Raw genomic sequence first — 26,796 nt, forward strand, 5'->3', positions numbered from 1 at the left:
CTATGCACTCGCAAACCAGCGATTACAGCAACGACGCACGCATCGTCGCGGTCGAAGCCCGTACCATCAGTGTTCCGCTCGACAATCCGACTTCGTTCTCGACCCGCCAGGTGCTCGCTCGCGACTACACAGTGGTGCGCGTGCGCACCGCCGACGGCCACCAGGGCATCGGCTTCTGCTACAGCGGCAGCCGCGGCGGCGTGCTAGTCACGCACGCGGTGCGCGAACTGTTCAAACAGACCCTGGTCGGCCAGAGCGCGCTGCGCGTCGAAGGGCTGTGGCAGGAGATGTACCAAGACTCGCTGCTGCACGGCCGTGCCGGCTCCACCATGCGCGCCTTGTCGATCCTCGACATCGCGCTGTGGGACCGCAATGCCCGCGCCGCCGGCCTGCCACTGGCGCAGTACCTCGGCGCCTCGGCCAAGACCACAGTGCCGGCGTACGCCAGCGGTGGCTATTACCTTGAAGGTAAGACGCCCGAAAAGCTGGGTGAGGAAATGGCCGGCTACGTCGATCTCGGCTTCAAGGCGGTCAAGATGAAGGTCGGCCGCTTTACGGCGAAGGAAGAGGAAGCGCGCGTCAAGGCGGCGCGTGCGGCGATCGGCGACGACGTACTGCTCATGCTCGACGCGAATAATGCCTGGAGCGACCTGCCGACCGCATTGAGCTACGTCCAGCGCTTCGAACAGCACAACCCTTACTGGATCGAAGAGCCATTCAGCCCCGACGACATTGCCAACCACGCGCTGCTGGCCGCACGCACGCCGATTCCGGTCGCCACCGGCGAGATCGAGGCCGGTCGCTGGCGGTTCCAGGAACTACTCGAAAAGCGCGCCGCCATGATCCTGCAGACCGATGCGGCCGTGTGCGGCGGCATCAGCGAATGGCGCCGCATTGCCGCGATGGCCGCTGGCTTCGGTGTCACGGTCTGCCCGCACTGGTTCCACGACCTGCACGTGCACCTGGTCGCAGCCACGCCGAACGCCCGCTTCGTCGAGTACTTCTCGGACGACCAGGTGCTCAACTTCCGGCGACTGGTCGACACCCAGCTGCAGTTCGCCGACGGTAATCTGGTGGTGCCGGCCACGCCGGGCCTCGGCTTCGGCTTCGACGAGCAGGCCGTTGAACGCTACGCCGTCGACAAGTGGGCATGACCATGAACACTAACCCGCGCCTGAGCGGCGTATTCTCTCCCGTGATCACTCCGTACACCGATGACCGGCGCCAGACTGCCGCGATGCTGGTGCGGCACAGCCGCTGGCTGCTCGGCCAGGATGTCGGCCTTGCCGTCTTCGGCACCAACTCCGAAGCCAATTCGCTGGCGGTGGCCGAACGCATGCACCTGCTTGACGCGCTGTTTGAGGCCGGCGTGCCGGGCGATCGCATGATGCCTGGCACCGGGTGCTGTGCCTTGGCCGACAGCGTCGAGCTGACCCGCCATGCGGTCGCTCATGGCGTCGGCGGTGTGCTGATGTTGCCGCCGTTCTTTTATAAGGGTGTGTCCGATGACGGCCTGTTCGCCAGCTACGCCGAGGTGATCGAGCGGGTTGCCGATCCGCGCTTGCGCATCTACCTGTACCACATTCCGCAAGTGTCGCAGGTGCCGATCAGCCTCGCGCTGATCGAACGGCTGCTGGCGGCTTATCCCGGCGTCATCGCCGGCATCAAGGACAGCTCGGGTGACTGGGCCAATACCAGCGCCATGCTCGAACGCTTCCAGCCGCAGGGCTTCGACGTGTTCGCCGGCAGCGAAACCTACCTGCTGGCAACCATGCGCGCGGGTGGCGTCGGCTGCATCACCGCCACCGGCAACGTCAACCCTGGCGCAATCGCGCGCCTCTACCGCACATGGCAGCAGCCGGATGCGGACGCGCAGCAAGCCGAACTCGACGCGCTGCGCGCCACGTTCATGAAGTTCCCGATGATCCCGGCGCTCAAGGCTGCCGTCGCGATGTTCTCCGGCGACGCCGGCTATGCCGCGGTGCGTCCGCCGTTGATGCGCCTGGACAGCCAGCAAAATACCGACTTGCTGGCCGCTTTGCGCGCCAGGGAATTTTCGATGCCGGGCCTGTAGCCCGCGCCAATCAATCTGATTGAGACAGGAAGCACGATGAGCACACAACAATCGGTCGTCGTCATTGGCGGCGGCACCATGGGCAGCGACGTCGCTGCGATTTTTTACGCCGGCGGCTGGAATGCGCAGGTGGTCGAGCCGTCCTCGGAAGTGCGCGGGCGCCTGGCGCAAAACGTCGCAGCAGCGGCGGACTCGATCGGCGTGTTCGGCGCAGGCGGCAGCGTCGATGCTCGCGCGACGATCGCCGACATCGACTGGTCGGACGTCGGTATCGTGATCGAGTGCGCGCCGGAGAACCTGAAGATCAAGCAGGCGATCTTCCGCGAGCTCGACACGGCGGCGCCGAAGCACGTGCCGCTGACGAGTAATTCGTCCGGCATCCCGATCAGCAAGATCGGCGAACAATGCGCTACCCGCGGGCGCATGCTCGGGCTGCACTTTTTCATGCCGGCGCACTGGGTGCCAGCGGTCGAGGTGGTGCGCAGCGAATTCTCCGACGAAGCGGTGGCGCAGGAAGTGAGCGCGATCATGCGCTCGGTGCGCAAGAAGCCTGTGCAGGTCAAGCGCGACGTGCCCGGCTTCCTGGCCAACCGCATCCAGCACGCCATGATGCGTGAAGCGATTGCGCTGGTCGACGAGGGCTTCGCCAGTGCCGAAGACGTCGACCTGGCGGTGCGCTACGGTTTCGGCTTCCGCTACATCGCCGCCGGCCCGCTGCTGCAAAAGGACCTGGCCGGTGTCGACATCCACTGCGCTGCGGCGGCAGGCATCTATCCATACCTAAGCAACAACACCGAACCGAGTCCGCTGATGCAGAACCTCGTCGAGAATGGCGACTTCGGCGTCAAGAGCGCCAGCCGCAAAGGCTTCTACGATTGGGACGAGGCCGGTATCGAACGCGAACAGGCGCGCTACCAGGCGGCGCTGAAGAAGGCGATGCAGATCCTGCGCGACGAAGACGACGCAAATGCGAGGTAATCGCCATGCATAGACTTGACGGCAAAGTCGCGCTGGTAACAGGTTGCGGCGGGATCGGCCCCGGCTGGGGCAACGGCCAGGCGATTTCGGTCCTGCTGGCGCGGCAAGGCGCCAACGTGTTTGGCGTCGACCTGACGCACGATGCGGCCGAAACCACCTGCAGCCGGATCCGCGAAGAAGGTGGCACGGCGCACCTGCACGTGGCCGATGTCACCAGCGCTACGCAGGTTAGAGCGATGGTTGAGGCCTGCATGGACCGCTTCGGCCGCATCGACATCCTGGTCAACAACGTCGGCCGCTCCGAACCGGGCGGCCCGGTGGACATGACCGAGGAGACCTGGGACGACCAGATGGACGTGAACGTGAAGTCCGCTTTCCTCACGTGTAAATCGGTCCTGCCCATCATGGAGGGGCAGGGCGGCGGATCGGTGGTGAATATCTCGTCGGTAGCCGGCCTGCGCTACGCTGGCAAGCCGCAAGTGGCCTACGCCGCCAGCAAGGCCGCGCTGATGCAGCTGACGCAAACCACCGCGGTGATGTACGCCGCGCGCGGAATACGCCTGAACTGCGTAGTGCCGGGCCTGATGTTCACGCCGCTGGTGCAGCGGCTGGCCGACAAATACGCCAACGGCGACTTCGACGGCTTCGTCGCGCACCGCCACAAGCAGGTTCCGATGGGCCGGATGGGTGACGCGTGGGACGTCGCCAATGCCGTCTTGTTTCTCGCCAGCGACGAGAGCCGCTATATCACCGCGCAGCAGATTGTAGTCGACGGCGGCCTTACCGCCGCGACCGGCCGGTAACCACTCACCAGGAGCACATTCAATGGCACGCATACCCTATCCGGACCTTCACAACGGCGCAATCGCGCCAGTGGTCGATCGAATCGTCGCCGAGCGCGGCAGCGTTCTCAAGCTGTACGAGATGCTGCTGCACAGTCCTCCAGTCGCCGCCGGCTGGCTGGCGTTCCTGACCGCCATCCGCCAGCAGTGCGACCTGTCCGGTCGCATCCGAGAGCTGGTGATCATGCGCGTCGCGGTCATCAATGCCGCCGACTACGAATTTCGCGCGCACATGCCATTCGCGCTTAAGGAAGGCTTCAGCCAGGCGCAGATCGACGCCATGTGCGAGGGCAGTTTTGACAGTTTCGATGGCGCCGAGCGCGCGGCGCTCGACTACAGCGAGGCGATGACCCGTAACGTGCAGGTGCCGGAGGCGGTGTTCGACGCTCTGCGCGACCACTTCAACGAACGCGAACTGGTCGAGCTGACCGCCACCATCGCTGCCTACAACCTGGTGTCGCGCTTCCTCGAAGCGCTGAAGGTCGACCATGACTAGCATGAAGGCCGCTGTCTCCGGCCCTGCCGGTTTCGAATTCGCCGTCGTGGCGCGCCCGCGGCCAGGGCCGGCGCAAATCCTGGTACGTGTCAGGGCAGCTGCGCTGAACCGCGCCGACCTCGGAGCGCTGGCTGGCGAGGCGCGCGTGCTGGGCATGGAATGCGCTGGCGAGGTCGTCGAAACGGGCGCCGACGTCACCCGCTTCCGAGTCGGCGACCGGGTCATGTGCTCCGGCGCCGCCGGTTTCGCCGAGTACGCAGTAGCCGACTGGGGCCGCGCCATGCACCTGCCGATGGATGACATGACGTACGAACAGGCCGCCGGTCTGCCGTTGGCGCTGCAGACCATGCACGACGCAATCGTCACCAATGGCCGCATGCGCCAAGGCGACGCGGTGCTGATCCAGGGCGCCTCGTCCGGCGTTGGCCTGATGGGTCTGCAGATTGCGAAGCTGTCGGGCGCGAGGACCGTCATCGGCACCTCGACTGATAGCGCACGCAGGGATCGCCTGGTCGAATTCGGCGCCAGCATTGCGCTCGACAGCGCCGACCCGTGCTGGCCGGAACTTGCGGTCGTGGCCAATGGCGGCGAAGGCATGGACCTGATCGTCGACCAACTGGCCGGTCCGCTGGTCAACCAGAACCTGGCCGCGGCGGCAGTGCTGGGCCGCATCGTCAATGTCGGGCGCATGGCCGGAAAGCAGGGTGACTTCGATTTCGACCTGCACTCGCTGAAACGCATTAGCTACATCGGCGTGACCTTTCGCACCCGCACGGTGGAGCAAGTGCGCGAAATCACGGCGCGCGCGATGGCCGATCTGGCGCCAGCCCTGCAGCGCGGCGAACTGTCGCTGCCGATCGACAGCGTGTTCGGCTTGGCACAGCTGGGCGACGCGTTTGTCCGCATGCGCGCGAACCAGCACTTCGGAAAAATTATCGTCGTACCGCAGCATCCCGACAACGACGGGTGAACCCCTGCATACAAGGATCGGATACATGTTGACCGATGCGACCGCGCGGTAAGCGCTAAACCTGGAGCCGTGGATTTATATCCATGGCGTGCCAATGGTTATTTCGAGCGATTGGCACACCTTGGCGGGCTCGGTTCCAGATATGACGCGCCTCGTACCGCACATTCGGATAACCAGTCAGGTTGATCGATGCCCGGCGGTCGACGTGCTGCCTTTTGAAGTTGACCTGCCCACGTCGCAGCGCAGCGGATGCCGATCGGGATTCAGCCCGCGCGGCCTGATATCCAGTGACAGGCTCAGGAGAAAATTCCCGCCTTCGGTGACTCTCACAATGCCTTGGCGGGTCTGATACTCCTGATGTCCCAACGTCAATTAGTTAACTGGCATAACAAGCTCGGCATTTACGTTATGGGCGGATTTCGTCAGCGGCCGGGGCCATGATCATCTGATACAACCGTTCGGCGGCCGGAGAAAGCACGCGCCCTCTATGTCTGAGTAGTCCGAGCGTGCGACTGACTGTAGGTCCGGTCAGCGGAACAGCTCGTAACGCCGGTTGGGTGACGTTGGCGGGCACAGCTAATTGAGGTACGACCGCAACCCCCAGTCCGGCGACAACCATCTCCACAACGGTACTGACGTGCCTGGCTTCACAGAATGGCTCGGGCAAATCCGGCTCATTTGCCAAGGCAAGATCCAGCAACAAGCGGTTGCCGCTCGCCTTGGTGACCGCAATATAGTCATGCTTGGCCAGCTCCGCCCAAGTGACAGATTCCCGCGAAGCCAGCGCATGATCACGGCCGCAGATGGCCACGAAACTTTCCTTGAAAATCGGTATGAACTCGACGTTCGCCTCCTGCGCGCCAATATAGTTGATGCCAAAATCCGCTTCATTTCGCACCACGGTTGACAGCACGTCGCCGGCACCCTCGTCCAGAATGCGCACCAGGATGCGCGGATACAGGCGGTGATATTCCTTCAATACCTGGAGCAGGCAATGGTTAACCGCTGTCGGCACGCATGCCACGGTCACTTCACCACGAATTTTGCCGGCGCTTTCACTGATACCTAACAACGACTCTTCGAACGTGTTCACGACCTGTCGCGCCTTTCGCGAGAAGTCGCGACCCATCGCGGTCAGCTCTACGCGCCGGGTCGTTCGTTCCAACAGCCTTACGCCAAGGCTCGCTTCAAGTTTTGAGATTCGCCGCGACAACGCCGGCTGTGACAGGTGCAGCTCTTTAGCCGCGGCGCTGAAACTCCCCAACTCCGCAACGGCGACTAACGCACGCAAGTCACCCATCTCTACATTCATGTTTCCCACGCATTAATTCCCAACATTATTGCAATTAACATAGCACGGGCTTTGCTCCATGATTACGACGTGCGTATGAGCGCGGGCATCCAGACAAAAATACAACCACCGGAGCACCCATGAATTCATTCCAGGGCATTGAGGGCGTAACGCGGATCTTGGCTACCTACCTTGTTCAAGCGCGTTATGAGGACCTACCCGCAGAGGTTCGCAAAGAGGGCTGTCGCACGCTACTGAACTGGGTCGGCGTCGCCGTGGGGGGCGCGCATCACGAAACCGTCCAGCGTGCCATCGCAGCACTCAAACCCTTTTCCGCGTTGGACCAGGCTAGTCTGCTCGGCCGCTCGGAACGCTTCGACATCATGAATGCGGCCTTTCTGAACGGGGTGTCCAGCCACGTATTCGACTTCGACGACACGCATCTTAAAACCATCATCCATCCGGCAGGGCCGGTCATGTCGGCGATATTGGCGCTCGCGGAATATCGCCCGGTGTCCGGTAAGGATTTCCTCAATGCGTTGATCCTGGGGGTCGAAACGGAGTGCCGGATTGGCAATTCCGTTTACCCGGACCACTACGATGTGGGTTGGCATATTACCGGTACGGCCGGGGTGTTCGGCGCAGCGGCGGCGGCGGGCAAGTTACTGGGACTCAATGAGCAGCAGATGGTCTGGGCACTTGGCCTGGCTGCCTCGCAACCCGTGGGCCTACGGGAATCCTTCGGCTCAATGAACAAAAGCTTCAACCCGGGCCGGGCTGCGAGCAACGGATTGTTCGCGGCTTTGCTGGCCGCAGAGAATTACACCAGTTCCGATGCGATGATCGAAGCCAAGCGTGGCTGGGCGCACACTATCAGTACCAAGCAGGATTTCAGCCAGATCACCGAAAACCTGGGCAGCCACTACGAGGCTGCACTGAACACCTATAAGCCTTTTGCTTGCGGAATTGTCATCCATCCCGCGCTTGATGCGGCCATTCAGATGCGCAATGAATACCAGCTGACCGCCGACCAGATTGCCAAGGTGGAGTTGAAGGTTCATCCGTTGGTATTGGAGCTCACGGGAAAGAAAACACCCAGGATCGGGCTGGAGGGGAAGTTCAGCATTTATCACTCCGTGGCCGTTGCCATCGTTGAGGGCGCAGCAGGCGAAAGGCAATACAGCGACCAAGCGGTTCTCGATCCCGTCGTGCTGAAATTGCGTGAGCGGGTAGTGGCCACCGTAGATCCTGCAGTCAAGCCCGAGCAGGTCGATATGACCATCCTGCTCAATGATGGACGCACGCTTCATAAATTCATCGAGCATGCGATCGGCAGCGTGGAGGTGCCGATGACCGATCAGCAGTTGGAGGCGAAATTCCTCGACCTGGCAAAGGGAATCCTGTCGGACGAGCAAGCCCGGAAGTTGCTCAGCCTCTGCTGGGATGTGGAAAAGCTGGAGTCCGCCGCCGAGATTGCCAAAGCTGCCACAGCTACATCCTAGAGTGCGACGCAATGGTCACTTCAGCGGTGTGATTCCAGCTCAACCTTTGCCGGTTATCTATTGCGGGCTGCCCTGCCTTTAGTTTGCTGCCCCAATTGGGGCGTCATAGGCTCTGATGCGCCGGCAACCACTGTCGGCGGTCAGGCCGCAATCCGTGAACGCCCGCCGACAGCCCGGCCCACATTCATGCTCGGCTGCCCACTGAGACGCGGGTCCAGCTGCCACAGGGCAGCGCACCCGCTCGCCGCGGATTCGGAGGCGACGTGCGTCATTACCCTGATCCACTCAGCCCGAAACTGTCCGACCGGTCGTTTACCAGCATCTGTCGTTACGCCGAACATCAAGGCGACGAAAGTCGCTCAGGATGTGCTTGGTCAAATCGCCTACTAAATCTATAAATTCCGACCAAACTGTTTACAGTTAACAATTTTTGGAACTATATTGTCTTCAATCAAAGTCGGAGCAAAAGAATGAGTGATGAACTGGAGCGCCCCCGTCGCAAGGCTCGAACGGAATCGAGCGTGGCGATGGTCCAGATGGAGATAGAGCGTCTGATTCTCGCTGGCGATCTGGCTCCCGGTGAAAGGATCAATGAGAGTTCTCTTGCCGAGCGGCTGGGTTTGAGCCGCGGTCCGATTCGCGAGGCTTCACGAATGCTGGTGCGGACCGGGCTGGTCAAGGCTGTGCTGAATCGCGGCCTGTTCGTTAGCGAGATATCAGCCAAGGATGCGTTGGATATTTACGACATTCGGATTGCCCTGTTCGGGCTCGCGGCGCGCCTTGCCGCGCAGCACATGAGTAACAAGCGCATCAGCGCATTGCAGGAGCTGGTCGAGCGTATGGACGCCGCCGCCGAAGCTGATTCGATCGAAGATTTTTACCCGCTCAACCGTGCCTTTCACGATGAAATTGAAGCCTATGCGGATAACCCGCGAATCGTGGAGCTAATGCAGCAGTTGGAACGACAGCTGCACCTGTTTCGTCAGAAAGCGCTCATTCGACCTGGCGCCATGCGCGCCTCGAACAACGAACACCGAGCATTACTGCAGGCATTGAAAAATGGTGATGGGGCAGAGGCTGGCCACATTGCCGAGCGCCATGTCCTGGCGGGTAGGCAACGATTGCTTACTTCGCTGGCTGACGCCAAACCCAAGTAGCAAGCGTTTGGAAAAATACTCAAAACCACGATAAGGAAGAACAAGATGGCAGCTGCCGATATCCAGAATCGTAATGCTTTCGAGGAAGTAGAAGGTCTCACACGTCATGTCGCGCAATTCGTGACGGATGCGCGATATGAGGATCTTTCCGAAGAGCTTCTTGAGCTCGGTAAGAAGTCCATACTCGACGGCTTAGGCCTGGCGCTTGCGGGGTCTGTCGCCAAATCTGGGGAATTGGTACGCCAGTATTTGAATGGCCAGGGCGCTAACGGTCCGGCGACGGTGATCGGTTCGTCGCTCAAGGTGCAGCCGCGCTTTGCCGCATTCGCCAACGGCGTGGGAATTCATGCCGACGATTACGACGATACCCAGCTTGCGGTAGGCAAGGACCGTGTATATGGCCTGTTGACCCATCCCACCGCTCCAGCGTTGCCAGCCGCGCTGGCAGCCGCTGAAGCACGTGGCGCTTCAGGTCGCGAGTTGATGCTGGCTTATCACCTTGGAGTGGAAGTCGAGTGCAAGATTGCCGAGGCCATCGATCCGCGGCATTACCAGCACGGTTTCCATGCGACCGGCACCTGCGGCACTTTCGCTGCCGCCGCTGCGGTGTCCAAGCTTCGCCATTTTGATCTAGACACCTTGATTCGTGCCTTCGGTTGCGCGGGTAGCCAGTCGGCGGGGCTGCGCGAGAACTTCGGTACGATGATGAAGCCTTTCCATGCCGGCCGTTCTTCCGAGAGTGGCGTGGTGGCCGCCGATTTCGCCGAGATGGGCTGGACAACCACCGAGAAATTGCTCGAAGCGCCGCGTGGTTTCTTCCGTGCCGCTGGCGGCGGGTTCGACTCGACTGCAATCATCGACAAGCTGGGCGCTCCCTGGACATTCGTAAGCCCCGGTGTGTCCATCAAACCTCATCCGTCCGGCTCGCTGACTCATCCGGGTATGACTGAAATGCTCAAAATGATTCGTGAGCACGACATCAAGCCGGAGCAGGTCGAGCGCGTCGACGTTGGCACTAACCAGAATATGCCTAATGCGTTGATCCATCACCAGCCACGCAATGAACTGCAAGCCAAGTTTTCGATGGAATTCTGTATGGCAATCCTGCTGCTTGAGCGCCGCGCCGGGCTGGAAGAGTTCACCGATGAGGTAGTGACGCGCCCGGATGTCGTGGAAATGATCAAGCGCGTCCATTTTGGCGTGCACCCGGAAGCAGAAGCTGCGGGCTACGACAAGATGACCACAATCATTACGGTGAAACTTCGTAATGGGCAAAGCATTCAGGGGCGGGCCGATTTCGGCAAGGGCAGCCCGGCCAACCCAATGACTTACGACGAAGCAGCCGAAAAATTCCTTGGTTGCGCAAGCTTCGCGAAATGGAACATGACCAAAGCCGAAGCGATTATCGAGCAGGTTCGCTCGCTTGAGCATATTGAGAATATCAAGGCGTTGATGGCCAATCTGAGTGAATGATGCTCCCTTCGCCGGTCCGTCTCATTGCCGAAATAGCGGCAATAGAGGGGGCACGGTTTCATGGGACTGATCCTGGCGACGAAGTTGTATCTATGTGCGAGGGTTATCTTCGGACGTTTTTTGCTTTCACTACGTCGCCAGGCATCGTTCCTCGCATCGAGGGATAAACAAAGAACATCGGGCTCATCAGCGAAGCCCAATAGGCGCCAATTAGCCTCAGAGCGCATGTATGACTCAGCAGTGGCGTCGTCAGGGACCCTTCGCCAGCAAACCTGAGCGCAGGTAAACGCAAGGGGTTCGGCGCAGCGGCCCGTTTCCACAGTGGTTAGCCGCAGTGCATGCGTATCCATCCACTGGGAGGGAGTCCGAAGCAGCCAGAATGATTTTATTGCATTCTGTTGACAATTTACAATTTGGGTCTACGTTCTAATGAAGGCGGCTGGGTAACAACAATAATCCGTCACATAGGAGGTCTTAAGTGTCATTCCTACAATTGGATGGGCTAGTCAAAAACTATGGTTCTTTCACAGTTGTGAAGAACCTGGATCTCTCTGTCGAAAAAGGAAAGCTTGTATGTTTGCTGGGCCCATCAGGGTGCGGGAAGACCACCACCTTGCGCCTGATCGCTGGCTTCGCCAAGGCCGATGGAGGTGAGATTCGGGTAAACGGAAAGACGGTTTCATCCGCGAAAGCGACCGTGCCACCGGAATCCCGGAACATGTCGATGATTTTCCAAAGCTATGCGCTTTGGCCACATATGACGGTATTTCAGAATGTCGCGTATGGCTTGAAGCTTCGTCATTTAACGGCCAAGGAAATCACTTCCAGAACCCGAGCCATCCTGGAGTCCACGCAACTCTCGGCTCTGGAAAATCGTTATCCAGGAGAGCTTTCCGGAGGCCAGCAGCAACGTGTTTCATTGGCCCGGGCGTTGGTCATCGAACCCGGGATTCTTCTCCTCGACGAGCCGCTATCCAATCTCGACGCAAACCTGCGTGAGGAGATGCGCTTCGAAATACGCCGTCTACACGACGAGTTTCGCTATACCACCGTGTATGTCACGCACGACCAGGTCGAGGCGATGACGACGGCGGACCTGATTGTCGTCATGAATGGTGGACGTATAGAGCAGGCGGGATCCCCCGAAGATATTTATGAACGGCCGCAGACCGAATTCGTGGCCCGCTTCATCGGCGGAACAAACGTACTGAAGGGTGGAAAAGGTCCCGATAAGACCGTCCAGTGCGAGGGCGGCCTCGTTCTGCACTGTGCCAGCGGCAGTTTCCCGGAAAGTGGGCAGACCGCCGTGTCGATACGCCATCACGATATTCAGCTCTTCGAAAAGAAACCCGAGGATGGTTCCATCAATTGGGCTCCTGGCATCGTAGATCGCCAGGTATATCTCGGTTCTCATCGGGATTATCACGTAACACTCAGAGGTGGACAGACAATTCGAGCCGTTGTGCCGTCCACTGTTGCGATTCCCGTAGGCAAAGAAGTTTGGCTGTATTTTGCACCCGAAAGTTGCCGGGCTCTGGCCCAATAACGGAGAAAACGAACATGTGGAACAATAAAAATAAGATAACAAGTGCGCTTTTTTTGGCCGTTGTAATGAGCGGCGCGACCACCGCCATGGCACAAGCTCCGGCGCCTTATGATGTAACGCCCGAATTGATAACCGCCGCCAAAGCTGAAAAATCCGTGGTCTTCTACTCTGCGACAGACGTGGCGGTAGCTGAGAAATTGGCGAAGTCGTTCCAGGATAAATATCCAGGCATCTCTGTTCAGGTTGAACGCGCCGGTTCGGAGCGCGTGTTTCAGCGAATCGGGCAGGAAGAATCAACCGGAATCCATACCGCCGATGTCATCGAGACCTCCGATGCAGTTCACTTTGTTTATATGAAGCGTCAGGGGTGGCTTACCCCGATGGTTCCGAAGATCGTTGCCGAGCGGTGGCCTGCTGATGAGCGGGACCCCGATGGTCTTTTTGCGGCCTATCGCGCGCACCTGTCGGTCATGGCCTACAACACGGATCTTTTGAAGGAATCGGATGCTCCGAAAACCTGGAAGGACCTGCTTGACCCACGTTTCAAAGGCAAGATGGTCAAAGGCCATCCTGGCTATAGCGGCACTGTAATGACCGCCACCCATGTACTGAGCGATCTGCTGGGTTGGGATTATTTTGAAAAGCTTGGTAAACAGGATGTCATGCAGGTCCAGTCGTCTACAGAACCGCCGAAGAAGCTGGCTCAGAAAGAGCGTGCGGTCCAGGTCGATGGGAATGAGTACAACATCTTCCGTCTGCAGGACGAAGGAGTGCCGCTCAAGATCGTTTATCCCGCTGAAGGTACACCTTTAGCCGTTGGTAACGCGGGCGTACTCAAAGACGCGCCGCATCCGAATGCCGCCAAACTGTTCTACGCCTACCTCTTTTCCCTCGATGCGCAACAGCTAAATAGTGATTTTGGCGGTTTGAGGTCGTTCCATCCCGATATCAAAGAAAAGGCCGGTCGTACCCCGCTTTCGCAGATCAAGTTGCTACATTCCGATCCTGAAAAACTGGAATCTCTAGTTCCAACTATAAAATCGAACTACGAGAAAAACTTCGGTACCTGATTGTTTCTGCTGAAGGTTCGCTACGAAAGTCGTAGGCGCTCTGGACAATCAGAGCCACTGTGAACGCGTTCTGGTGGGATTGAATGATGATCGGAAATTCGACTGCTAGTTTGAATAACTCAACGGCTGGTTTAACGCTTCGCCGTCGCATGGATCTTTCCGTGCCCACTTTTGCTTTATTGGCGATTGTATTAGGCATCCTGGTCCTTCTTCCGCTGTTCTGGCTCGTCTATTACAGCTTTCGTAGTGACACTGGCGGTGGGGCGACGCTCGACAATCTCGCCGCTCTGGTCACCGACGCCAGCCTGATTCGGGCTTACTTGCTTACTATCGGGATGGCGCTCGGCGTGGGCGTCATTGCCGGTGTGGTTGCAACGCCCATGGCATGGCTGGTAGCGCGGACTGATCTTCCAGGTAGGCGTTACATTCGCATGTTGGTGACGGCATCTTTCGTAACGCCGCCCTTTCTGGGAGCGATCGCTTATGAAATTCTCGCCGCACCCAACAGCGGTATCGTGAACATTGCCTATCGTGCCGTGTTCGGTCTGGAGCGAGGCGAGAACCTGGTTAACATCTATACGTTTTCCGGGCTTGTTTTCGCCATTGCCTGTTTTACGTTCCCCTATGTGTTCACGTTGGTCGCCAATGCCTTGGACAAGGTGCCCTCCGACCTCGAGGATGCATCCGCCATTCTGGGCGGAAAACCAATGACGACGTTGCGCAAGGTTACCTTCCCACTGGTATTACCTGCGATGCTCGCAGGCATGTTGATCGCTACCTTGCAGGCGTTGACAATGTTCGGCTCGCCAGCGATCCTGGCACTTCCCGCCGGCTTTCATGTAATCACCACCAAAATCTGGAGTTTTTTCCAGTTTCCACCGCGACTCGGTCTGGCGGCCGCATCAGCGCTACCTCTTCTATTTATAACGGTAATGTTGCTGCGCGCGCAGAAATCGATTCTCGGAAAGCGGGGCTATACCGTACTGGGTGGCAAGAGTGGAACCCCAGTTATAACGTCACTTGGACGCTGGAAATGGTTGGCGATTACCTTCGTCGCTACCGTCCTCTGCTTGACGATCTTTTTCCCCTACGCAGCAATCATAAAGACCGCCTTTACCGAAACGGTTGGTGATCCAATCAACCTCAGCACGCTTACGCTGCGTCATTGGCGCTTCGTGCTATTCGAGTTTTCCGCAACGCAACTCGCCTTGCGCAATACGTTCGTCCTGGGTCTGCTGAGTGCAACGGTGGTAACCGGTATCGCTTTGGTGGTATCTCATCTCGTCACCCGCAAAGCGGTCTGGGGATCGGGGCTACTCGGTTTACTCGCCACCGCGCCCGTAGCGATACCGGGTATCGTGTTGGGTGTGGGGCTTTTCCTCAGCTATGCCAACCCGACTTTTCGGCTTTATGGCACGATCTGGATTCTGCTCATCGCCTTTGTCACGATAGAAATGCCCGCCGGCTACCAGCAAATCTCTGCGGCATTTCTGGGTATCCATCCGGAACTGGAAGAGGCCAGCCGCATCTTGGGGGCGTCGCGGCTGAGAGCCTTATGGGAAATAACGGCGCCACTTTTGCGAACCAGCGTCGTAACGGCCTGGTGCTTCGTTTTCGTAGGCACCATCCGCGAACTCTCGGCGACTATTCTTCTGACGACAGCCAATACCAAACTGGTGTCGGTGATCATCTACGATCTCAATGAAAGTGGCGATATCGGCGCCATCTGTGTACTGGGCATCATCCTGCTTGTCGCCTCGTTCGGCGTGGTGTCCGTTGCGAATATGATCCCTGTATTAGGAGTGTCCAAGGCCAAGGCCAGCAACTGACCGGTTGCTGGCATGGCGTGCCGGATGGACGCCAACAAGCTTCTGACGTCCGGCTCCCTGCTTAATGAAATGGGGCTGGGCGCACAGGGCAATGTACTTCATGATATAGCCGTCGTTTAAACTCATAATGGTTGCAATATGTCGGGAACATCGAATCCACCCTCCAACTTATCCGCGCTTGAGATCCTCCGCACTCAGTCACTTGCCAATGTCGTGCAAATTGAAATTGAGCGCATGATCACCGAGGGTGAACTCAAGCCGAACGAGCGGGTTAATGAAAACGGACTGTCCCAACGTATAGGTATCAGCCGCGGTCCTATCCGCGAGGCCTGTAGCGCGTTGGCGGCGATGGGGCTGATCGAAATTATTCCCAATCGTGGATTTTTTATCCGCGCGCTATCGGATGACGAGGCCAAGGATCTTTCGGTAGCACGCGCTGGTGTTTTCGCCTGCATGGTAATGATGCTCGCCGAGCATGTGACAGATGAGCAAATAGCCATATTGAGGAAGTTGCTTCAGCGCATGGATGAAATCGTGGTGCTGGGTGATGCCAAAGTGTATTACCCGGTTAACCTGGAATTCCACAAGCAGATCGCTTTGATGGCCGGCAATAGCCGTTTGAATGCTGTTTATCAGAGCTTTGTGCGCGAGCTTCATATTCAGCGTTATCGCGCGCTTTCAAGTCCAGACGTCCTGCCGATATCTAATGCAGAACATCGAGAAATAGTTGATGCGCTCGAAGCCCGCGATCCAGTCCGGGCATTAGTAGCGGCTCGCAGTCACATCCTCAACGGCATCGTGCGTACTCACAAAGCGGTACACCCATCGGCCTGACGCCGCAGGGCTACCCAATTGTTGGATAAGCGCGCTTGTCAGACAGGCGCGTTGGCACCGTAGAGTTCACATTGCCTTTCAATATGTAGGGAGCAGTTTCCGAATAATTGTCAACAATTTACAATTTTTTCTTATTGCGGCGTCACGAGAAGCTACGAGCAAAAAGCCCTGGAAATTGAATGAAGATCGACGCGGCATCTACTTCGATCACCTGCGTCTTTGGGCGAGCACTTTGAATGAAGCAACTACAAGCAAGCTCTTGAGCAACCGAAAAGTTGATCTCTGAAAACGCCACCTTGGGGTAGTCATCCTATGCGTGGCATTTGAAACCGACATCGGCTCCGATCTGATCGGCAAGCGGTGGTTATAAATCCAACTTTCTAAGGAGTACTGCCATGCACAAACCTTTAGTGATCGGAATCTTGAACGGGGACGACATCGGGCTTGAAATTGTCCCAGCAGCGGTCGAGGTGATCCGCGCCGCCGCTGAACACACCGGGCTGCACATCGATTGGCGTGCGTTACCCATAGGCCGCACGGCGCTTGAGACGCATGGCTCAACGTTTCCGGATGGGACGATGGAAGCGCTGTCCGAGATGGACGGATTTATTCTCGGACCGATCGGACATCAGGCCTATCCCAAGGTGCCCGGTGCGATCAATCCTCATCCCATTCTTCGTAAACGCTTGAACTTGTTTGCCAATATCCGCCCAACCCGCTCTTATCCGGGACTCGGTGCGCTTTATGAAAACATTGACTTGGTGATCGTGCGTGAAAACAACGAAGGCTTCCAGCCAGATCGTAATGTGGTCGCCGGCTCCGGAGAGTTCAGGCCCACCGAAGATGTAACCATCTCGGTACGGGTTATCACTCGGATAGGCTCCTCCCGCGTCGCACGAGCCGCCTTCGAGATTGCGCAACAGCGCCCACGCAAGCGTCTGACGATCGTGCATAAAAATACCGTCTTCAAGCTTGGCTGCGGCATGTTCGTGGAGGAATGCCTGAGAATCGCCAAGGAATTTCCGGACGTGACCGTGGATGAGGTCATTGTAGACACCATGGCTATGCGTCTGGTCAGGGATCCTCAAACGTTCGATGTCATCGTGACGACCAATATGTTTGGCGACATTCTTACCGACGAAGCAGCGGGTCTGGTGGGAGGACTTGGCATGGCGCCAGGCCTGTGTATCGGGGAGGGCAGCCTGGCGATGGCTCAGGCGACTCACGGTTCGGCTCCGGATATTGCAGGGAAGGGTATTGCCAATCCGTTTGCGATGATCGAATCCGCCAGAATGATGATCGAATGGCTTGGTCATAACCGCAAAATTGATGAGGCGATCAGGGCAGCCGCTTTGATAGAAGCCGCCCTGACCACTGCGCTGGCAAGTCCTTCCAGTCGCACCCCGGATATCAGGGGCACCGGCGATACAGCAGACATGACGCGCGGTATCGTCCGCGCTATACAAACGATACCTTGAGTCACAGTGCGGCGATCAGTCAATGATCGCCGCTGGCTCCTGGCCGTTGAAGAATTTCCATAAGCTCTCGTAGACGATGTCTGGCCTTTGTTCCGCAGGATAATGGCCTGTTGGAATCGACCACCCACGCAAGTCGGGTGCCCAAGGCTTCCAGGCTTCCATCGGCTGGAAATGCCGTCCGCAATGGCTATTTGAGCCCCATAAGATCAGCACGGGGCAACCAATCGTTCTTTTTGCGAAGTCTTCTGTATCCATCGCCAGGTCGATGGTGACGGTCGCACGGTAATCCTCACAGACGGCATGGATCTGTTCTGGAGTGGTACAGCGCTTGTACTCGGCCATCGCTTCTTTGCTGAAAACCTCCAGCCCGACGCCTTTTTTGTTCAGCTTATAGTTGATGTAGTAGTCCAGATCGGCGGTCAGCAGTTTTTCGGGAAACGGTGCTTTCTGCGCCATAAAAAACCAGTGGTAGGCTTCCAGGCCCCAACCCAGCGTGACGTTGTTCAACACATGGTGGGTCGGAACGATGTCAAGCGCGGCCATGCGCTCAATCCGCTCGGGGAAATCCAGTGCCATACGGAATGCGACTCGAGCTCCTCGATCATGACCGGCAACCTGAAATCGCTCGAAACCCAAATGCGACATCACGGCTGCATTGTCTTGGGCCATGGCGCGAAATGAGTAGGCGCTATGGTCCGGGCCCCCATCCGGTTTGGAGCTGTCGCCGTAGCCCCTCAGGTCTGGAGCGACGACCGTAAAGCTTTTCGCCAGGGTCGGCGCGACTTTATGCCAGCTCACGTGGGTCAACGGATTGCCATGCAACAGCAGAAGAGGGGGTCCGTCTCCGCCAATCGCTACGTTGATTTGCGCTCCGTCGGTTTGAATCCTCTCATAACGAAAATTACTCATCAGGTCTGAACTGGAGTCCAGTAGCGGAGCCATCTCGGCAGTAGGGCTGTTTGTTTTTGGGGTCATTGCTCTCTCCCTGTACACGGCGTTGTGGTTGTTATATTGTAAATTGTCGACAGATTGTAGCTGACGATTTCACATTGAAACTAATTTTTGCGGACCGTCTGTAACGATGTAGCTGGTTAGAACACCGTAGCGGGCATTGCCGCATTCGTTGTCACATCAACTTCGTGAAGGATTATCACCATGAGTCAATCGCTCCCCATCGTTGCCTTGACACCCGGCGACTGCACAGGCATCGGGCCTGAGCAGCTTGCTCGCATACTTCATGATCGGCGAATGGCCCAGACCGCCAGAATAGCGGTAGTCGGTGACGCAAGAGTTCTAGACCTAGGGATGCGTCAGGCTGGCGTTTCTTTTGAGTACCGGCGATACGACAGTCCCAAGGCGGTCGACTGGTCGGATCCTTGCGTGCCTCTTATCGACCTGGCAAATACTGACCCGGCCAACTATGCCCCTGGGATTGGCAGCGCCGAGTCCGGCCGTCTCACTGGCGAGACGCTGGCGCAGGCGATCGAATACGCGAAGGCTGGTGATGTCGACGCCATCAGTTTTGCACCGCTGAATAAGCGTGCGATGTATGACGGCGGCTGGAAGTTTCCCGATGAGCACAAGATGTTCGCGAATCTTCTGGGGCACCGCGGCTATTTTGGCGAGATGAATGTGCTGGGTAATCATTGGATGTCGCGTGTGACCTCGCATATCTCATTGCGAGAGGCATTGGATCAGATCAATCGGCAAGCAATCGAAGAAGCGATCCAGCTGTCGTCGACAATGATGAAAAAAGCTGGCATTCCCGCACCAAGGCTGGCTGTCGCGGCTCTTAATCCTCATGGCGGCGAAGGCGGTCTTTTCGGTCGTGATGAAATTGACATTATCGGCCCGGCAGTTGCCGCAATGGCCGCTACGGGAATCGACTGCAAAGGGCCGTTTCCTTCAGACACCGTGTATCTGAAAGCCTTCGCAGGGGAATACGACGGGGTGCTTTCCATGTATCACGACCAAGGCCAGATCGCGACCAAAATGCAGGGATTCAACCGGGGCGTCACTATCACGGCAGGTCTCGATACGGTGCTCACCACACCTGCGCACGGTACAGCTTTCGATATTGTCGGCAAAGGCATTGCCAACACCGGCGCACTGGAAGCCGCGATTGTTCTTGCCGCCCGGCTCGGCGCCCGCGTACCGCTCTCGTAAAACTCTAAGTCCGGTATGAATGGCATTGTGTCCCAAACTTTCGAGATGTCTGAAGCGCTGATCAATAACTCAGCCTTCGGACGCTCGCCGAAAGATGTGATCGGTGTGAGGGCGCCCCATAGACATCACTTCTTCGATCTGCATTAAAACGAAACTTTGGGTGTGGGTTAGCCGACCTTCAGCTGTCATGCTCATCGCCGGTTGGCGCCGGTGCCCAAGCGAACATCGAGCCTGCCCTCAAGCCCGTCTCGTTACTGATTGCCGGGTGTTACGGCGAGTGAGCGGCAGTCGCTGCACAACTGCCTGATCAAAAACATTAAAAGGGCTAATCCTGCGAGAGAGAGTCGGGCGTGCTAGGTCCGAAGAGTGTTGGAGAAGCATGCAGGCCACGACTCTCTCGGGGTCATGACAAGATCGCGGCGATTGCCTGGCCTAATGCTTCGGTATTACCGGTACCGCCTATATCGGCGGTGAGAGGGGCTTTGTCAGGTCCCATAGCCAAAACGGTTTCTATCGCATTGAGTATCGCCGCACCTGCATCGGCATGGCCTAGATGTTCCATCATCATTGCACCGCACCAGATCTGGCCAATCGGGTTGGCGATACCTTTCCCGGCGATGTCGGGCGCGGAGCCGTGGACCGGTTCGAACAGGCTCGGGAAATTGCGCTCCGGATTAATATTGGCCGACGGAGCGATGCCTATCGTGCCGGTGCAGGCCGGCCCCAGATCCGAAAGAATATCGCCGAATAAATTGCTCGCCACGACTACGTCGAACCAATCGGGGTGCAGAACGAAGTTGGCGGTGAGAATATCGATGTGGAACTTGTCCACCTTTACGTCCGGATACCGTTTGCCTGTTTCGATTACGCGCTCATCCCAGTAGGGCATGGTGATAGCAATACCATTGGATTTGGTGGCGGAAGTAAGATGCTTTTTCGGGCGTGTCTGCGCCAGGTCGAAAGCAAACTTGAGGATACGATCCACGCCGATACGGGTCATGACCGTTTCCTGCAGGACGATCTCGCGCTCAGTCCCAGGAAACATCTTCCCGCCGATGCTGGAATACTCGCCTTCGGTATTTTCTCGTACAACATAGAAATCGATATCGCCCGGGCTGCGGTTTGCCAGCGGTGATTTCACCCCGGGCATAAGTCGACAGGGGCGGAGGTTAACGTACTGGTCAAATTCACGGCGAAACTGCAGCAGAGACCCCCAGAGCGATACATGGTCAGGTACCACGTCCGGCCAGCCCACCGCGCCAAAATAGATGGCATCGAAGCCCTTCAAGATATCGAACCAATCGTCCGGCATCATTTGCCCATGCGCGAGATAATAGTCCGCGCTCGCGAAGTCAAACCACTCGCATTTCAAGTCGATACCGTATTTTTTGGCGGCTGCATTAAGCACGCGTACGCCCTCAGGCATAACTTCTTTGCCGATCCCATCCCCGGGAATGACGGCGATTCTGTAGCTGGCGTGGGTCATTTGAGAATTCCTTATAGTTGTATGAAAAGCCAAGCCAGTGTATTTAATTGCCGGGCACTTACAATTGCTCAACAAGGCAAGCCATTATTGAATTTTTGGAAACATTCATGTCACCCACGGATGATTTGGTCTTTTTCCAGCACATAGCCACCCGAAGCAGCCTTACTGCTGTTGCGCGTGAGTTAGGCTTGTCGTTGCCCGCTGTAAGTAAGCGCCTGACCCAGTTGGAGCATCGTTTGGGCGTGCAGTTGGTGCAGCGCACCACTCGGCGAATGACCTTGACCACTGAAGGTTCGATGTATATCGAGGGCGGCCTGCCCATCCTTCAACAACTTGCGGAGCTGGAAGGCGCGTTAAGCAATCGCCAGTCGATCCTGAGGGGGCGCCTTAGGATCAATGGCACGCTCGGTTTCGGGCGCAAGCATCTTGCGCCTCTGGTTTCGCGCTTCGCCCTGTTGCACCCGGAGCTGGAAATTTCGTTGGAACTAACCAGTCAAGCGCCCAGCCTTCTCGATGATGATTTCGACGTGACCGTATGTTTGGGGGAACCCACCGATTCAAGGGCGATAGCGGTGTATTTGCAGCACAACCCGCGGATCCTTTGCGCAGCGCCTTCTTATATCGAGCGCGAGGGTGAGCCCCATAGCGTTGAGGACTTAGCGGTGCATAACTGCATCGTATTGCGTCAATTCGGAAATGATTACGCGCTGTGGCGCTTTCAAAAAGAAGGCCGTACCTACACTCAGAAGGTCAGAGGGAATCTGACTACCAATCATGGTGAGGTTGCGGTCAACTTTGCCTTGGAAGGGCGCGGGATAATTCTGCGTTCCTACTGGGACGTGCAAGAGCACTTGGTCAATGGGCGTCTGGTTGCTTTGCTGGCGGATTATGAAGCCCCGCGAGCCGATATTTATGCGCTATACCGGCATCGCCAACATATCCCGCAGCGTATCTCGGTCTTTGCTCGCTACCTCGCCCAGGCATTGGCTGAACAACGCCCCTTTGCGACCCCCTGACAACTCGCTCCGCATGCAGGCCTCAGCTCCCGGCTTGCAGCTTTAGCTGGCGTTAGATTCAGGATCGTCCAGGTTGTCGATGTGCTTGAATCGCTCCACCAGAAAGTCGATCAAACTGCGTACGCGCGCTGGAAGATGCAGTTGCTGTGGATAGACTGCATATACATCCGCGCGAACTGGAGTCTGATCCTCCAGCAGCACGCGCAGACGGCCACTACGTACATAGCGGGCGATGTCCCATTCGGCTCGAAGCAGGATGCCGTGGCCTTCCAATGCCCAGTTCAAAGCCACTGCCCCGTCATTGCAGCCCAGGGGGCCGCGCACCTTGATGTTCTGCGTACCGCTGCCTACGGTGAAACTCCAAACGCCATATGGCGTTTCGTTTTGCCTCAAGAATATGCAGTTGTGGCGCTGCAAATCAGAAAGCCGTTCAGGCACTCCGTGTTTTTCCAGGTAGAGCGGAGACGCGCATAACAAGCGTCGGTTGGAGGCGATTTTGCGCGCGTGGAAGGCCGCATCCGGCAGGGTTCCGAAGCGGATACCCAGATCGAAACCGTGGGTCGCGAGGTCCAGCGGGTGGTCACTTATTTCCAGCTGTATTTCCACTTCCGGGTATTTGGTGAAAAACGCCGCCAAAGCAGGACCAATGTATTGACGACCAAATCCGAGCGATGCGTTGACTCGAATCAGCCCTTTGGGCGTTGCGCGGCTACTGCTGACCAATTGTTCGACTTCGTCTATCTGCGCCAGAATCCGCGCGGCATGCGAAAAATAGATCTCGCCTTCTGGGGTCAGACTCATCGAGCGCGTGGTGCGATGTACAAGACGGATACCTAGGCGGGCTTCCAGCGCAGTCAGGCGTTTACTCACTGCCGGAGGAGTCACACCGAGTTCGCGGGCGGTTGCCGCAAGACTGCCTTGGTTGGCGAGCAGGTAGAAAAAAGATAAATCCACTGTCTGATTCATTCGTAACTCAAAGTTATGGATGTAGTGATTTTTTGTGACTTATAGCGCATGTGTTCAATACATATACTCTCGTGGCACCCCGCTTGAACAGGTCGGTTCACCGGACAAGATAAAAAACGACGAAGGTATTGAAGATGAGCGCATACAGAATTGCAGCGATTCCTGGTGACGGTATCGGCATCGAGGTAATCGCGGCAGGTGTTGAGGTACTCAAAGTTCTAGCGAAAAAATCCGGTTTCGAAATGTCCTTTAAGGACTTCGACTGGAACTCGGACAACTACCTGAAAAATGGCTACTACATTCCTGAAGGCGGTCTGGAAGAACTGAAAACTTTCGATGCAATCTTCTTCGGTGCCGTCGGTGCGCTAAACGTTCCGGATCATATCTCGCTGTGGGGCCTGCGATTGCCTATCTGCCAGGGATTCGATCAGTACGCCAACGTGCGTCCCGCCCGTGTGCTTCCCGGCGTAAAAAGCCCACTGTTTCAAGGCGATCAGATCGACTGGGTTGTAGTGCGAGAAAACTCGGAAGGCGAATACTCCGGCAACGGCGGTCGTGTACACCGGGGTTTACCTGAGGAGGTGGCTACGGAAGTCTCCGTTTTTACACGGGCCGGCGTTCAGCGAATTCACCGCTTCGCCTTCGAACTGGCGCGTAGTCGTCCACGCAAACACCTGACAATGGTCACCAAATCCAATGCCCAACGGCACGGAATGGTCTTGTGGGATGAAATTTTCTACGAAGTCGCCAAGGATTTCCCAGACGTCAGAATCGACAAGGAACTGGTCGATGCGGTCACCACGAGAATGGTGCTCAAACCCTCGACGCTGGACGTTATCGTCGCGACCAACTTGCATGCCGACATCCTGTCTGACCTCGCCGCGGCCTTGTCTGGCAGCCTGGGCATTGCTCCAACGGCGAACCTGAATCCGTCGCGCAAATTCCCTTCTATGTTCGAACCGATCCACGGCTCGGCCTTCGATATCACCGGCAAAGGCGTCGCCAACCCGATCGCGACGTTCTGGACCGCTGCCATGATGCTGGAGCACCTGGGTGAGCCTGCGGCGGCCAAGCATTTGATATCGGCTATCGAAGCCGTGACGGAGAGCGGTCTACAAACCCCCGATCTGGGCGGCAACGCGACCACTCGCCAAGTCACCGATGCAGTGATTGAACTGATCAATCGCTGATTGAGCAGTACTGCGGCCCGGCGCCAAGGGGATGATCTACCTGCCGATCCCTTGGCGCCCGGATCAAAATAAAGTCAGGCGTCTTCATGGAAACCAACCTGGAAGCCTCATGCACAGGTTTTATCGCCATTCTCCACACCTTCGGTTGGGTTAGCGCAGCGCCGACTTTGGCGGCGATGCCGCAGGGGCGCCGGTTCGTCGATCTTGATCGGCAGAATTGCGATAGCCAGGTTTAAGGATACCCAACGGACGAGAGAGGAATTATTTCGGGCAATTAAAAAGCCGGCTTGTGGCCGGCTTCTCGGTGACGGGTTTGGTTAGTTTTTGGCTAACCGCACTCGTCCGCAAAAGTGCGCACTGCGAGGAGGCGCTTGTAGATGGGCGAGGTAGGCGGCAAGCACTTTACCTGGCCGATCACCCACCAGCGGGTAGCCGACGGGTGTTGAAACGAAGGCGTGCAGGATACTCACTCTGGCTGCGTCTGCCCAGTCTTGATCCGCTGCCATTTGTCTTTCCAGCTGCGATTTCATTTGTAAGTCAGGGCTGGGTCGCGGGGTGGCGGCGGTTGTTGAGGGTGGACCACCAGAAGATCCAGCCGAGGACGTGGATGTGTTGCGCCTGGATCTGTTCGGCGCTGAAGATTTCGTCGGGGTATTCGCTCGCGTTGTGGCTGCGCAGACGCAGTCCGCCGCCGGGGAGGCGGTAGAGGTATTTCACGCGGAGCATGCCGTCGTGTTCGAGGGCGTACATTTCGCCGTCGATGACGTTGGTGCGGCCGCGGTCTACGCCGATGAGCGAGCCGTCCTGTATTTTGTCGGCCATGCTGTTGCCGACCATGGCGACGCAGATGGCGTTGTGTTGTTCGACGTCCATGGCTTCGAGGATGTGTCTTGCAAGGCGGACTTTGTGGCTGGGCACTTCGCTGACCGTTGCCTGGCCGCAGTTCTGGGTCTGGAGCTCGGTATAGAAAGGTATCTCCAGTTCTTCGCGCAGGCTGATGCGCTCGGCGCGTGGTTTCGCGATGCCGTTCAGACCGCGTTTGTCACGGCCTTCTCCTGGATGCTTCGGCCCGTCGCCGGTGCGCAGCCAGCGTACGTTGACGCTCAGCAGTTCGGCGACTTCTTCCATGCGCGCCATGGGGATGCCGCGTTTGAACCAGTTGTTCACGTGTTGCGGCGTTACCTTGCGGTTGGCGGCGAAGTCTGTGGCGGAGAGATGGCACTCTCGCAGAAGGACGCGTAGTCGATCACCTGATGTATTCATGGATCGAAGTTTACGTGCGGTTCAAGTTCGTTTAAATGAACGAAGTGTTCAAATGAGTGGGCAGTCAAAGTTGCATGTGATTGTAGGGATTACAACTTTTGACGGTTTCTGTAGGGCGATTCTTTGATTGTTTTGATTCAGGTAAACAGTGGCGCAACTGCTTGCCAGACGGCTGTTTCGGCAATTGACGCGAGGTAGAGCGGTAATCGATGACGTCGCTTGTTTCATTGTTGTGCGCAGGGGCGAAGGGGCTTATCGCGGTAAACGAAGTGTTTGGAGTGGCGCAGATTTAAACATTTGCTCAGAGAAATAGAGTGAAAAAATCTGCGGAGAACGGGAGAAGGGAGGGTGTTTCTAAATGGACAGAGGGGGACGGTTTGCGGCTGCCTTGCAGCCGATCGTCAGCAGTCGGACTTCTACGCTTTCAACAGAAGCAATTCGTCTTCGGCGCAGTAATTGCGTAGTTGCCCCTCCGAAGCGACGAACGCTTCGGAGGTAGCGAATCGGATCAACCCTTGTAGGCAGCGACCGATTTGGTGATGGCTTCGCGAGCGGCGTCGGCGCCGGCCCAGCCTTCGATCTTCACCCACTTGCCTTTTTCGAGGTCTTTGTAGTTGGCGAAGAAGTGCTCGATCTGCTGGATCAGCAGTGGTGGCAGGTCGGTGTATTCCTTCACGTCGACGTACAGCTGGGACAGCTTGTCGTGTGGCACTGCGATGACTTTGGCATCGCCGCCGCCATCGTCGGTCATGTTCAGCACGCCGACTGGGCGGGCGCGGATCACCGAGCCAGGGGCAACCGGGTAAGGCGTCACGACCAGCACATCGAGGGGGTCGCCGTCGTCAGCCAGGGTATTGGGAATGAAACCGTAGTTGGCCGGGTAGAACATTGGGGTGGCCATGAAACGATCAACGAACAGGGCGTCGCTTTCTTTGTCGATTTCGTACTTGATCGGCGCGTGGTTGGCCGGGATCTCGATTGCGACGTAGATGTCATTCGGCAGGTCTTTACCGGCCGGAATCTTGCTGTAGCTCATTGGGCTTTGCCCCCTTGGTTGACCATTCAGAATCTGGCGTGCAACGCCAAAAAGTGGCCCGGATTATAGGCATATTCGAGAAGCGTTGCCATGCGTGGCGAGCGTCTTCTAAGCGTCATGTCGAGCCTGATAG

General features: G+C 57.4%; 24 protein-coding genes. 18 read left to right on the forward strand and 6 right to left on the reverse strand.

What is annotated here, in order from left to right; genetic code table 11:
* The first annotated feature begins 2 nt into the window (after positions 1–2).
* The 6 genes from ACRER8_RS22520 to ACRER8_RS22545 are packed head-to-tail and all read left to right on the forward strand — an operon-like array spanning position 3 to position 5,360.
* A complete protein-coding gene (locus ACRER8_RS22520; protein ID WP_431748396.1) occupies positions 3–1,154 on the forward strand; it encodes a mandelate racemase/muconate lactonizing enzyme family protein in 1,152 nt (383 codons plus the stop codon).
* 2 nt (positions 1,155–1,156) lie between these two features.
* Positions 1,157–2,074, forward strand: a complete 918-nt coding sequence (locus ACRER8_RS22525) for a dihydrodipicolinate synthase family protein (RefSeq protein WP_431748397.1) — start codon at positions 1,157–1,159, stop codon at positions 2,072–2,074.
* A 36-nt stretch (positions 2,075–2,110) separates the two neighbouring features.
* Positions 2,111–3,052: a 3-hydroxyacyl-CoA dehydrogenase NAD-binding domain-containing protein gene (locus ACRER8_RS22530; RefSeq protein WP_431748398.1), complete on the forward strand. Its 942-nt coding sequence runs from the start codon at positions 2,111–2,113 to the stop codon at positions 3,050–3,052.
* A 5-nt stretch (positions 3,053–3,057) separates the two neighbouring features.
* The gene (locus ACRER8_RS22535; RefSeq protein ID WP_431748399.1) at positions 3,058–3,855 is read left to right on the forward strand and encodes an SDR family NAD(P)-dependent oxidoreductase; all 798 of its coding nucleotides are present in this window, start codon (positions 3,058–3,060) and stop codon (positions 3,853–3,855) included.
* 22 nt (positions 3,856–3,877) lie between these two features.
* A complete protein-coding gene (locus ACRER8_RS22540; protein ID WP_431748400.1) occupies positions 3,878–4,390 on the forward strand; it encodes a carboxymuconolactone decarboxylase family protein in 513 nt (170 codons plus the stop codon).
* A complete protein-coding gene (locus tag ACRER8_RS22545) occupies positions 4,383–5,360 on the forward strand; it encodes a quinone oxidoreductase family protein (RefSeq protein ID WP_431748401.1) in 978 nt (325 codons plus the stop codon). Before ACRER8_RS22540 ends, ACRER8_RS22545 begins: the two co-directional genes overlap by 8 nt.
* Before the next feature lie 406 nt (positions 5,361–5,766).
* On the opposite strand, the gene ACRER8_RS22550 is transcribed toward ACRER8_RS22545, so the two are convergent.
* The gene (locus ACRER8_RS22550; RefSeq protein WP_431748402.1) at positions 5,767–6,672 is read right to left on the reverse strand and encodes a LysR family transcriptional regulator; all 906 of its coding nucleotides are present in this window, start codon (positions 6,670–6,672) and stop codon (positions 5,767–5,769) included.
* A gap of 119 nt (positions 6,673–6,791) precedes the next feature.
* On the opposite strand from ACRER8_RS22550, the gene ACRER8_RS22555 reads away from it, so the two are divergent.
* The 8 genes from ACRER8_RS22555 to ACRER8_RS22590 all read left to right on the forward strand — a co-directional run bounded on the left by ACRER8_RS22555 (position 6,792) and on the right by ACRER8_RS22590 (position 17,540).
* The gene (locus ACRER8_RS22555) at positions 6,792–8,153 is read left to right on the forward strand and encodes an MmgE/PrpD family protein (RefSeq protein WP_431748403.1); all 1,362 of its coding nucleotides are present in this window, start codon (positions 6,792–6,794) and stop codon (positions 8,151–8,153) included.
* Between the two features lie 470 nt (positions 8,154–8,623).
* Positions 8,624–9,310 (forward strand): GntR family transcriptional regulator, encoded by a 687-nt coding sequence (locus ACRER8_RS22560; RefSeq protein WP_431748404.1) that lies wholly within the window; start codon positions 8,624–8,626, stop codon positions 9,308–9,310.
* Between the two features lie 45 nt (positions 9,311–9,355).
* The gene (locus ACRER8_RS22565) at positions 9,356–10,783 is read left to right on the forward strand and encodes an MmgE/PrpD family protein (protein WP_431748405.1); all 1,428 of its coding nucleotides are present in this window, start codon (positions 9,356–9,358) and stop codon (positions 10,781–10,783) included.
* A gap of 478 nt (positions 10,784–11,261) precedes the next feature.
* On the forward strand, positions 11,262–12,329 hold the full coding sequence (locus ACRER8_RS22570; RefSeq protein WP_431748406.1) for an ABC transporter ATP-binding protein: 1,068 nt from the start codon (positions 11,262–11,264) through the stop codon (positions 12,327–12,329).
* Positions 12,330–12,343: 14 nt separating this feature from the next.
* On the forward strand, positions 12,344–13,399 hold the full coding sequence (locus tag ACRER8_RS22575; RefSeq protein WP_431748407.1) for an extracellular solute-binding protein: 1,056 nt from the start codon (positions 12,344–12,346) through the stop codon (positions 13,397–13,399).
* A gap of 83 nt (positions 13,400–13,482) precedes the next feature.
* Positions 13,483–15,228: an ABC transporter permease gene (locus ACRER8_RS22580; RefSeq protein WP_431748408.1), complete on the forward strand. Its 1,746-nt coding sequence runs from the start codon at positions 13,483–13,485 to the stop codon at positions 15,226–15,228.
* A 138-nt stretch (positions 15,229–15,366) separates the two neighbouring features.
* Positions 15,367–16,062, forward strand: coding sequence for an FCD domain-containing protein (locus ACRER8_RS22585; RefSeq protein ID WP_431748409.1), 696 nt, complete (start codon positions 15,367–15,369; stop codon positions 16,060–16,062).
* A gap of 395 nt (positions 16,063–16,457) precedes the next feature.
* Positions 16,458–17,540 carry an isocitrate/isopropylmalate dehydrogenase family protein gene (locus ACRER8_RS22590; protein ID WP_431748410.1) on the forward strand — a complete coding sequence of 361 codons (1,083 nt, stop codon included), beginning with the start codon at positions 16,458–16,460 and terminating at the stop codon, positions 17,538–17,540.
* Between the two features lie 15 nt (positions 17,541–17,555).
* Here the strand turns inward: ACRER8_RS22590 and ACRER8_RS22595 are convergent, their stop codons facing one another.
* Positions 17,556–18,515, reverse strand: coding sequence for an alpha/beta fold hydrolase (locus ACRER8_RS22595; RefSeq protein WP_431748411.1), 960 nt, complete (start codon positions 18,513–18,515; stop codon positions 17,556–17,558).
* Between the two features lie 180 nt (positions 18,516–18,695).
* Here ACRER8_RS22595 and ACRER8_RS22600 point away from each other — a divergent pair, with 180 nt between their 5' ends.
* On the forward strand, positions 18,696–19,706 hold the full coding sequence (locus ACRER8_RS22600) for a PdxA family dehydrogenase (RefSeq protein WP_431748412.1): 1,011 nt from the start codon (positions 18,696–18,698) through the stop codon (positions 19,704–19,706).
* A 403-nt stretch (positions 19,707–20,109) separates the two neighbouring features.
* Here the strand turns inward: ACRER8_RS22600 and ACRER8_RS22605 are convergent, their stop codons facing one another.
* Entirely contained in the window at positions 20,110–21,192 is a 1,083-nt protein-coding gene (locus ACRER8_RS22605) for a tartrate dehydrogenase (RefSeq protein WP_431748413.1), read from the reverse strand.
* A gap of 107 nt (positions 21,193–21,299) precedes the next feature.
* On the opposite strand from ACRER8_RS22605, the gene ACRER8_RS22610 reads away from it, so the two are divergent.
* Positions 21,300–22,208, forward strand: a complete 909-nt coding sequence (locus tag ACRER8_RS22610; RefSeq protein ID WP_431748414.1) for a LysR family transcriptional regulator — start codon at positions 21,300–21,302, stop codon at positions 22,206–22,208.
* A gap of 42 nt (positions 22,209–22,250) precedes the next feature.
* Here the strand turns inward: ACRER8_RS22610 and ACRER8_RS22615 are convergent, their stop codons facing one another.
* Entirely contained in the window at positions 22,251–23,174 is a 924-nt protein-coding gene (locus ACRER8_RS22615) for a LysR family transcriptional regulator (protein WP_431748415.1), read from the reverse strand.
* Positions 23,175–23,308: 134 nt separating this feature from the next.
* On the opposite strand from ACRER8_RS22615, the gene ACRER8_RS22620 reads away from it, so the two are divergent.
* Positions 23,309–24,364 carry a tartrate dehydrogenase gene (locus ACRER8_RS22620; RefSeq protein ID WP_431748416.1) on the forward strand — a complete coding sequence of 352 codons (1,056 nt, stop codon included), beginning with the start codon at positions 23,309–23,311 and terminating at the stop codon, positions 24,362–24,364.
* A gap of 86 nt (positions 24,365–24,450) precedes the next feature.
* Positions 24,451–24,600, forward strand: coding sequence for a hypothetical protein (locus ACRER8_RS22625; RefSeq protein WP_431748417.1), 150 nt, complete (start codon positions 24,451–24,453; stop codon positions 24,598–24,600).
* 301 nt (positions 24,601–24,901) lie between these two features.
* Here the strand turns inward: ACRER8_RS22625 and ACRER8_RS22630 are convergent, their stop codons facing one another.
* Both ACRER8_RS22630 and ppa read right to left on the reverse strand, forming a co-directional pair.
* On the reverse strand, positions 24,902–25,627 hold the full coding sequence (locus ACRER8_RS22630) for a LexA family transcriptional regulator (RefSeq protein WP_431748418.1): 726 nt from the start codon (positions 25,625–25,627) through the stop codon (positions 24,902–24,904).
* A gap of 508 nt (positions 25,628–26,135) precedes the next feature.
* Positions 26,136–26,663 (reverse strand): inorganic diphosphatase, encoded by a 528-nt coding sequence (ppa, locus tag ACRER8_RS22635; protein WP_110947834.1) that lies wholly within the window; start codon positions 26,661–26,663, stop codon positions 26,136–26,138.
* Positions 26,664–26,796 lie beyond the last annotated feature (133 nt).

This window comes from Pseudomonas sp. (assembly GCF_050739935.1).
Classification (GTDB): domain Bacteria; phylum Pseudomonadota; class Gammaproteobacteria; order Pseudomonadales; family Pseudomonadaceae; genus Aquipseudomonas.

Bases quoted from the DNA above. Each gene is read 5' to 3' on its own strand.
- ACRER8_RS22520 (WP_431748396.1), top strand. From the start codon at position 3: ATGCACTCGCAAACCAGCGATTACAGCAACGACGCACGCATCGTCGCG.
- ACRER8_RS22525 (WP_431748397.1), top strand. From the start codon at position 1,157: ATGAACACTAACCCGCGCCTGAGCGGCGTATTCTCTCCCGTGATCACT.
- ACRER8_RS22530 (WP_431748398.1), top strand. From the start codon at position 2,111: ATGAGCACACAACAATCGGTCGTCGTCATTGGCGGCGGCACCATGGGC.
- ACRER8_RS22535 (WP_431748399.1), top strand. From the start codon at position 3,058: ATGCATAGACTTGACGGCAAAGTCGCGCTGGTAACAGGTTGCGGCGGG.
- ACRER8_RS22540 (WP_431748400.1), top strand. From the start codon at position 3,878: ATGGCACGCATACCCTATCCGGACCTTCACAACGGCGCAATCGCGCCA.
- ACRER8_RS22545 (WP_431748401.1), top strand. From the start codon at position 4,383: ATGACTAGCATGAAGGCCGCTGTCTCCGGCCCTGCCGGTTTCGAATTC.
- ACRER8_RS22550 (WP_431748402.1), bottom strand. From the start codon at position 6,672: ATGAATGTAGAGATGGGTGACTTGCGTGCGTTAGTCGCCGTTGCGGAG.
- ACRER8_RS22555 (WP_431748403.1), top strand. From the start codon at position 6,792: ATGAATTCATTCCAGGGCATTGAGGGCGTAACGCGGATCTTGGCTACC.
- ACRER8_RS22560 (WP_431748404.1), top strand. From the start codon at position 8,624: ATGAGTGATGAACTGGAGCGCCCCCGTCGCAAGGCTCGAACGGAATCG.
- ACRER8_RS22565 (WP_431748405.1), top strand. From the start codon at position 9,356: ATGGCAGCTGCCGATATCCAGAATCGTAATGCTTTCGAGGAAGTAGAA.
- ACRER8_RS22575 (WP_431748407.1), top strand. From the start codon at position 12,344: ATGTGGAACAATAAAAATAAGATAACAAGTGCGCTTTTTTTGGCCGTT.
- ACRER8_RS22580 (WP_431748408.1), top strand. From the start codon at position 13,483: ATGATGATCGGAAATTCGACTGCTAGTTTGAATAACTCAACGGCTGGT.
- ACRER8_RS22585 (WP_431748409.1), top strand. From the start codon at position 15,367: ATGTCGGGAACATCGAATCCACCCTCCAACTTATCCGCGCTTGAGATC.
- ACRER8_RS22590 (WP_431748410.1), top strand. From the start codon at position 16,458: ATGCACAAACCTTTAGTGATCGGAATCTTGAACGGGGACGACATCGGG.
- ACRER8_RS22595 (WP_431748411.1), bottom strand. From the start codon at position 18,515: ATGACCCCAAAAACAAACAGCCCTACTGCCGAGATGGCTCCGCTACTG.
- ACRER8_RS22600 (WP_431748412.1), top strand. From the start codon at position 18,696: ATGAGTCAATCGCTCCCCATCGTTGCCTTGACACCCGGCGACTGCACA.
- ACRER8_RS22605 (WP_431748413.1), bottom strand. From the start codon at position 21,192: ATGACCCACGCCAGCTACAGAATCGCCGTCATTCCCGGGGATGGGATC.
- ACRER8_RS22610 (WP_431748414.1), top strand. From the start codon at position 21,300: ATGTCACCCACGGATGATTTGGTCTTTTTCCAGCACATAGCCACCCGA.
- ACRER8_RS22615 (WP_431748415.1), bottom strand. From the start codon at position 23,174: ATGAATCAGACAGTGGATTTATCTTTTTTCTACCTGCTCGCCAACCAA.
- ACRER8_RS22620 (WP_431748416.1), top strand. From the start codon at position 23,309: ATGAGCGCATACAGAATTGCAGCGATTCCTGGTGACGGTATCGGCATC.
- ACRER8_RS22625 (WP_431748417.1), top strand. From the start codon at position 24,451: ATGGAAACCAACCTGGAAGCCTCATGCACAGGTTTTATCGCCATTCTC.
- ACRER8_RS22630 (WP_431748418.1), bottom strand. From the start codon at position 25,627: ATGAATACATCAGGTGATCGACTACGCGTCCTTCTGCGAGAGTGCCAT.
- ppa (WP_110947834.1), bottom strand. From the start codon at position 26,663: ATGAGCTACAGCAAGATTCCGGCCGGTAAAGACCTGCCGAATGACATC.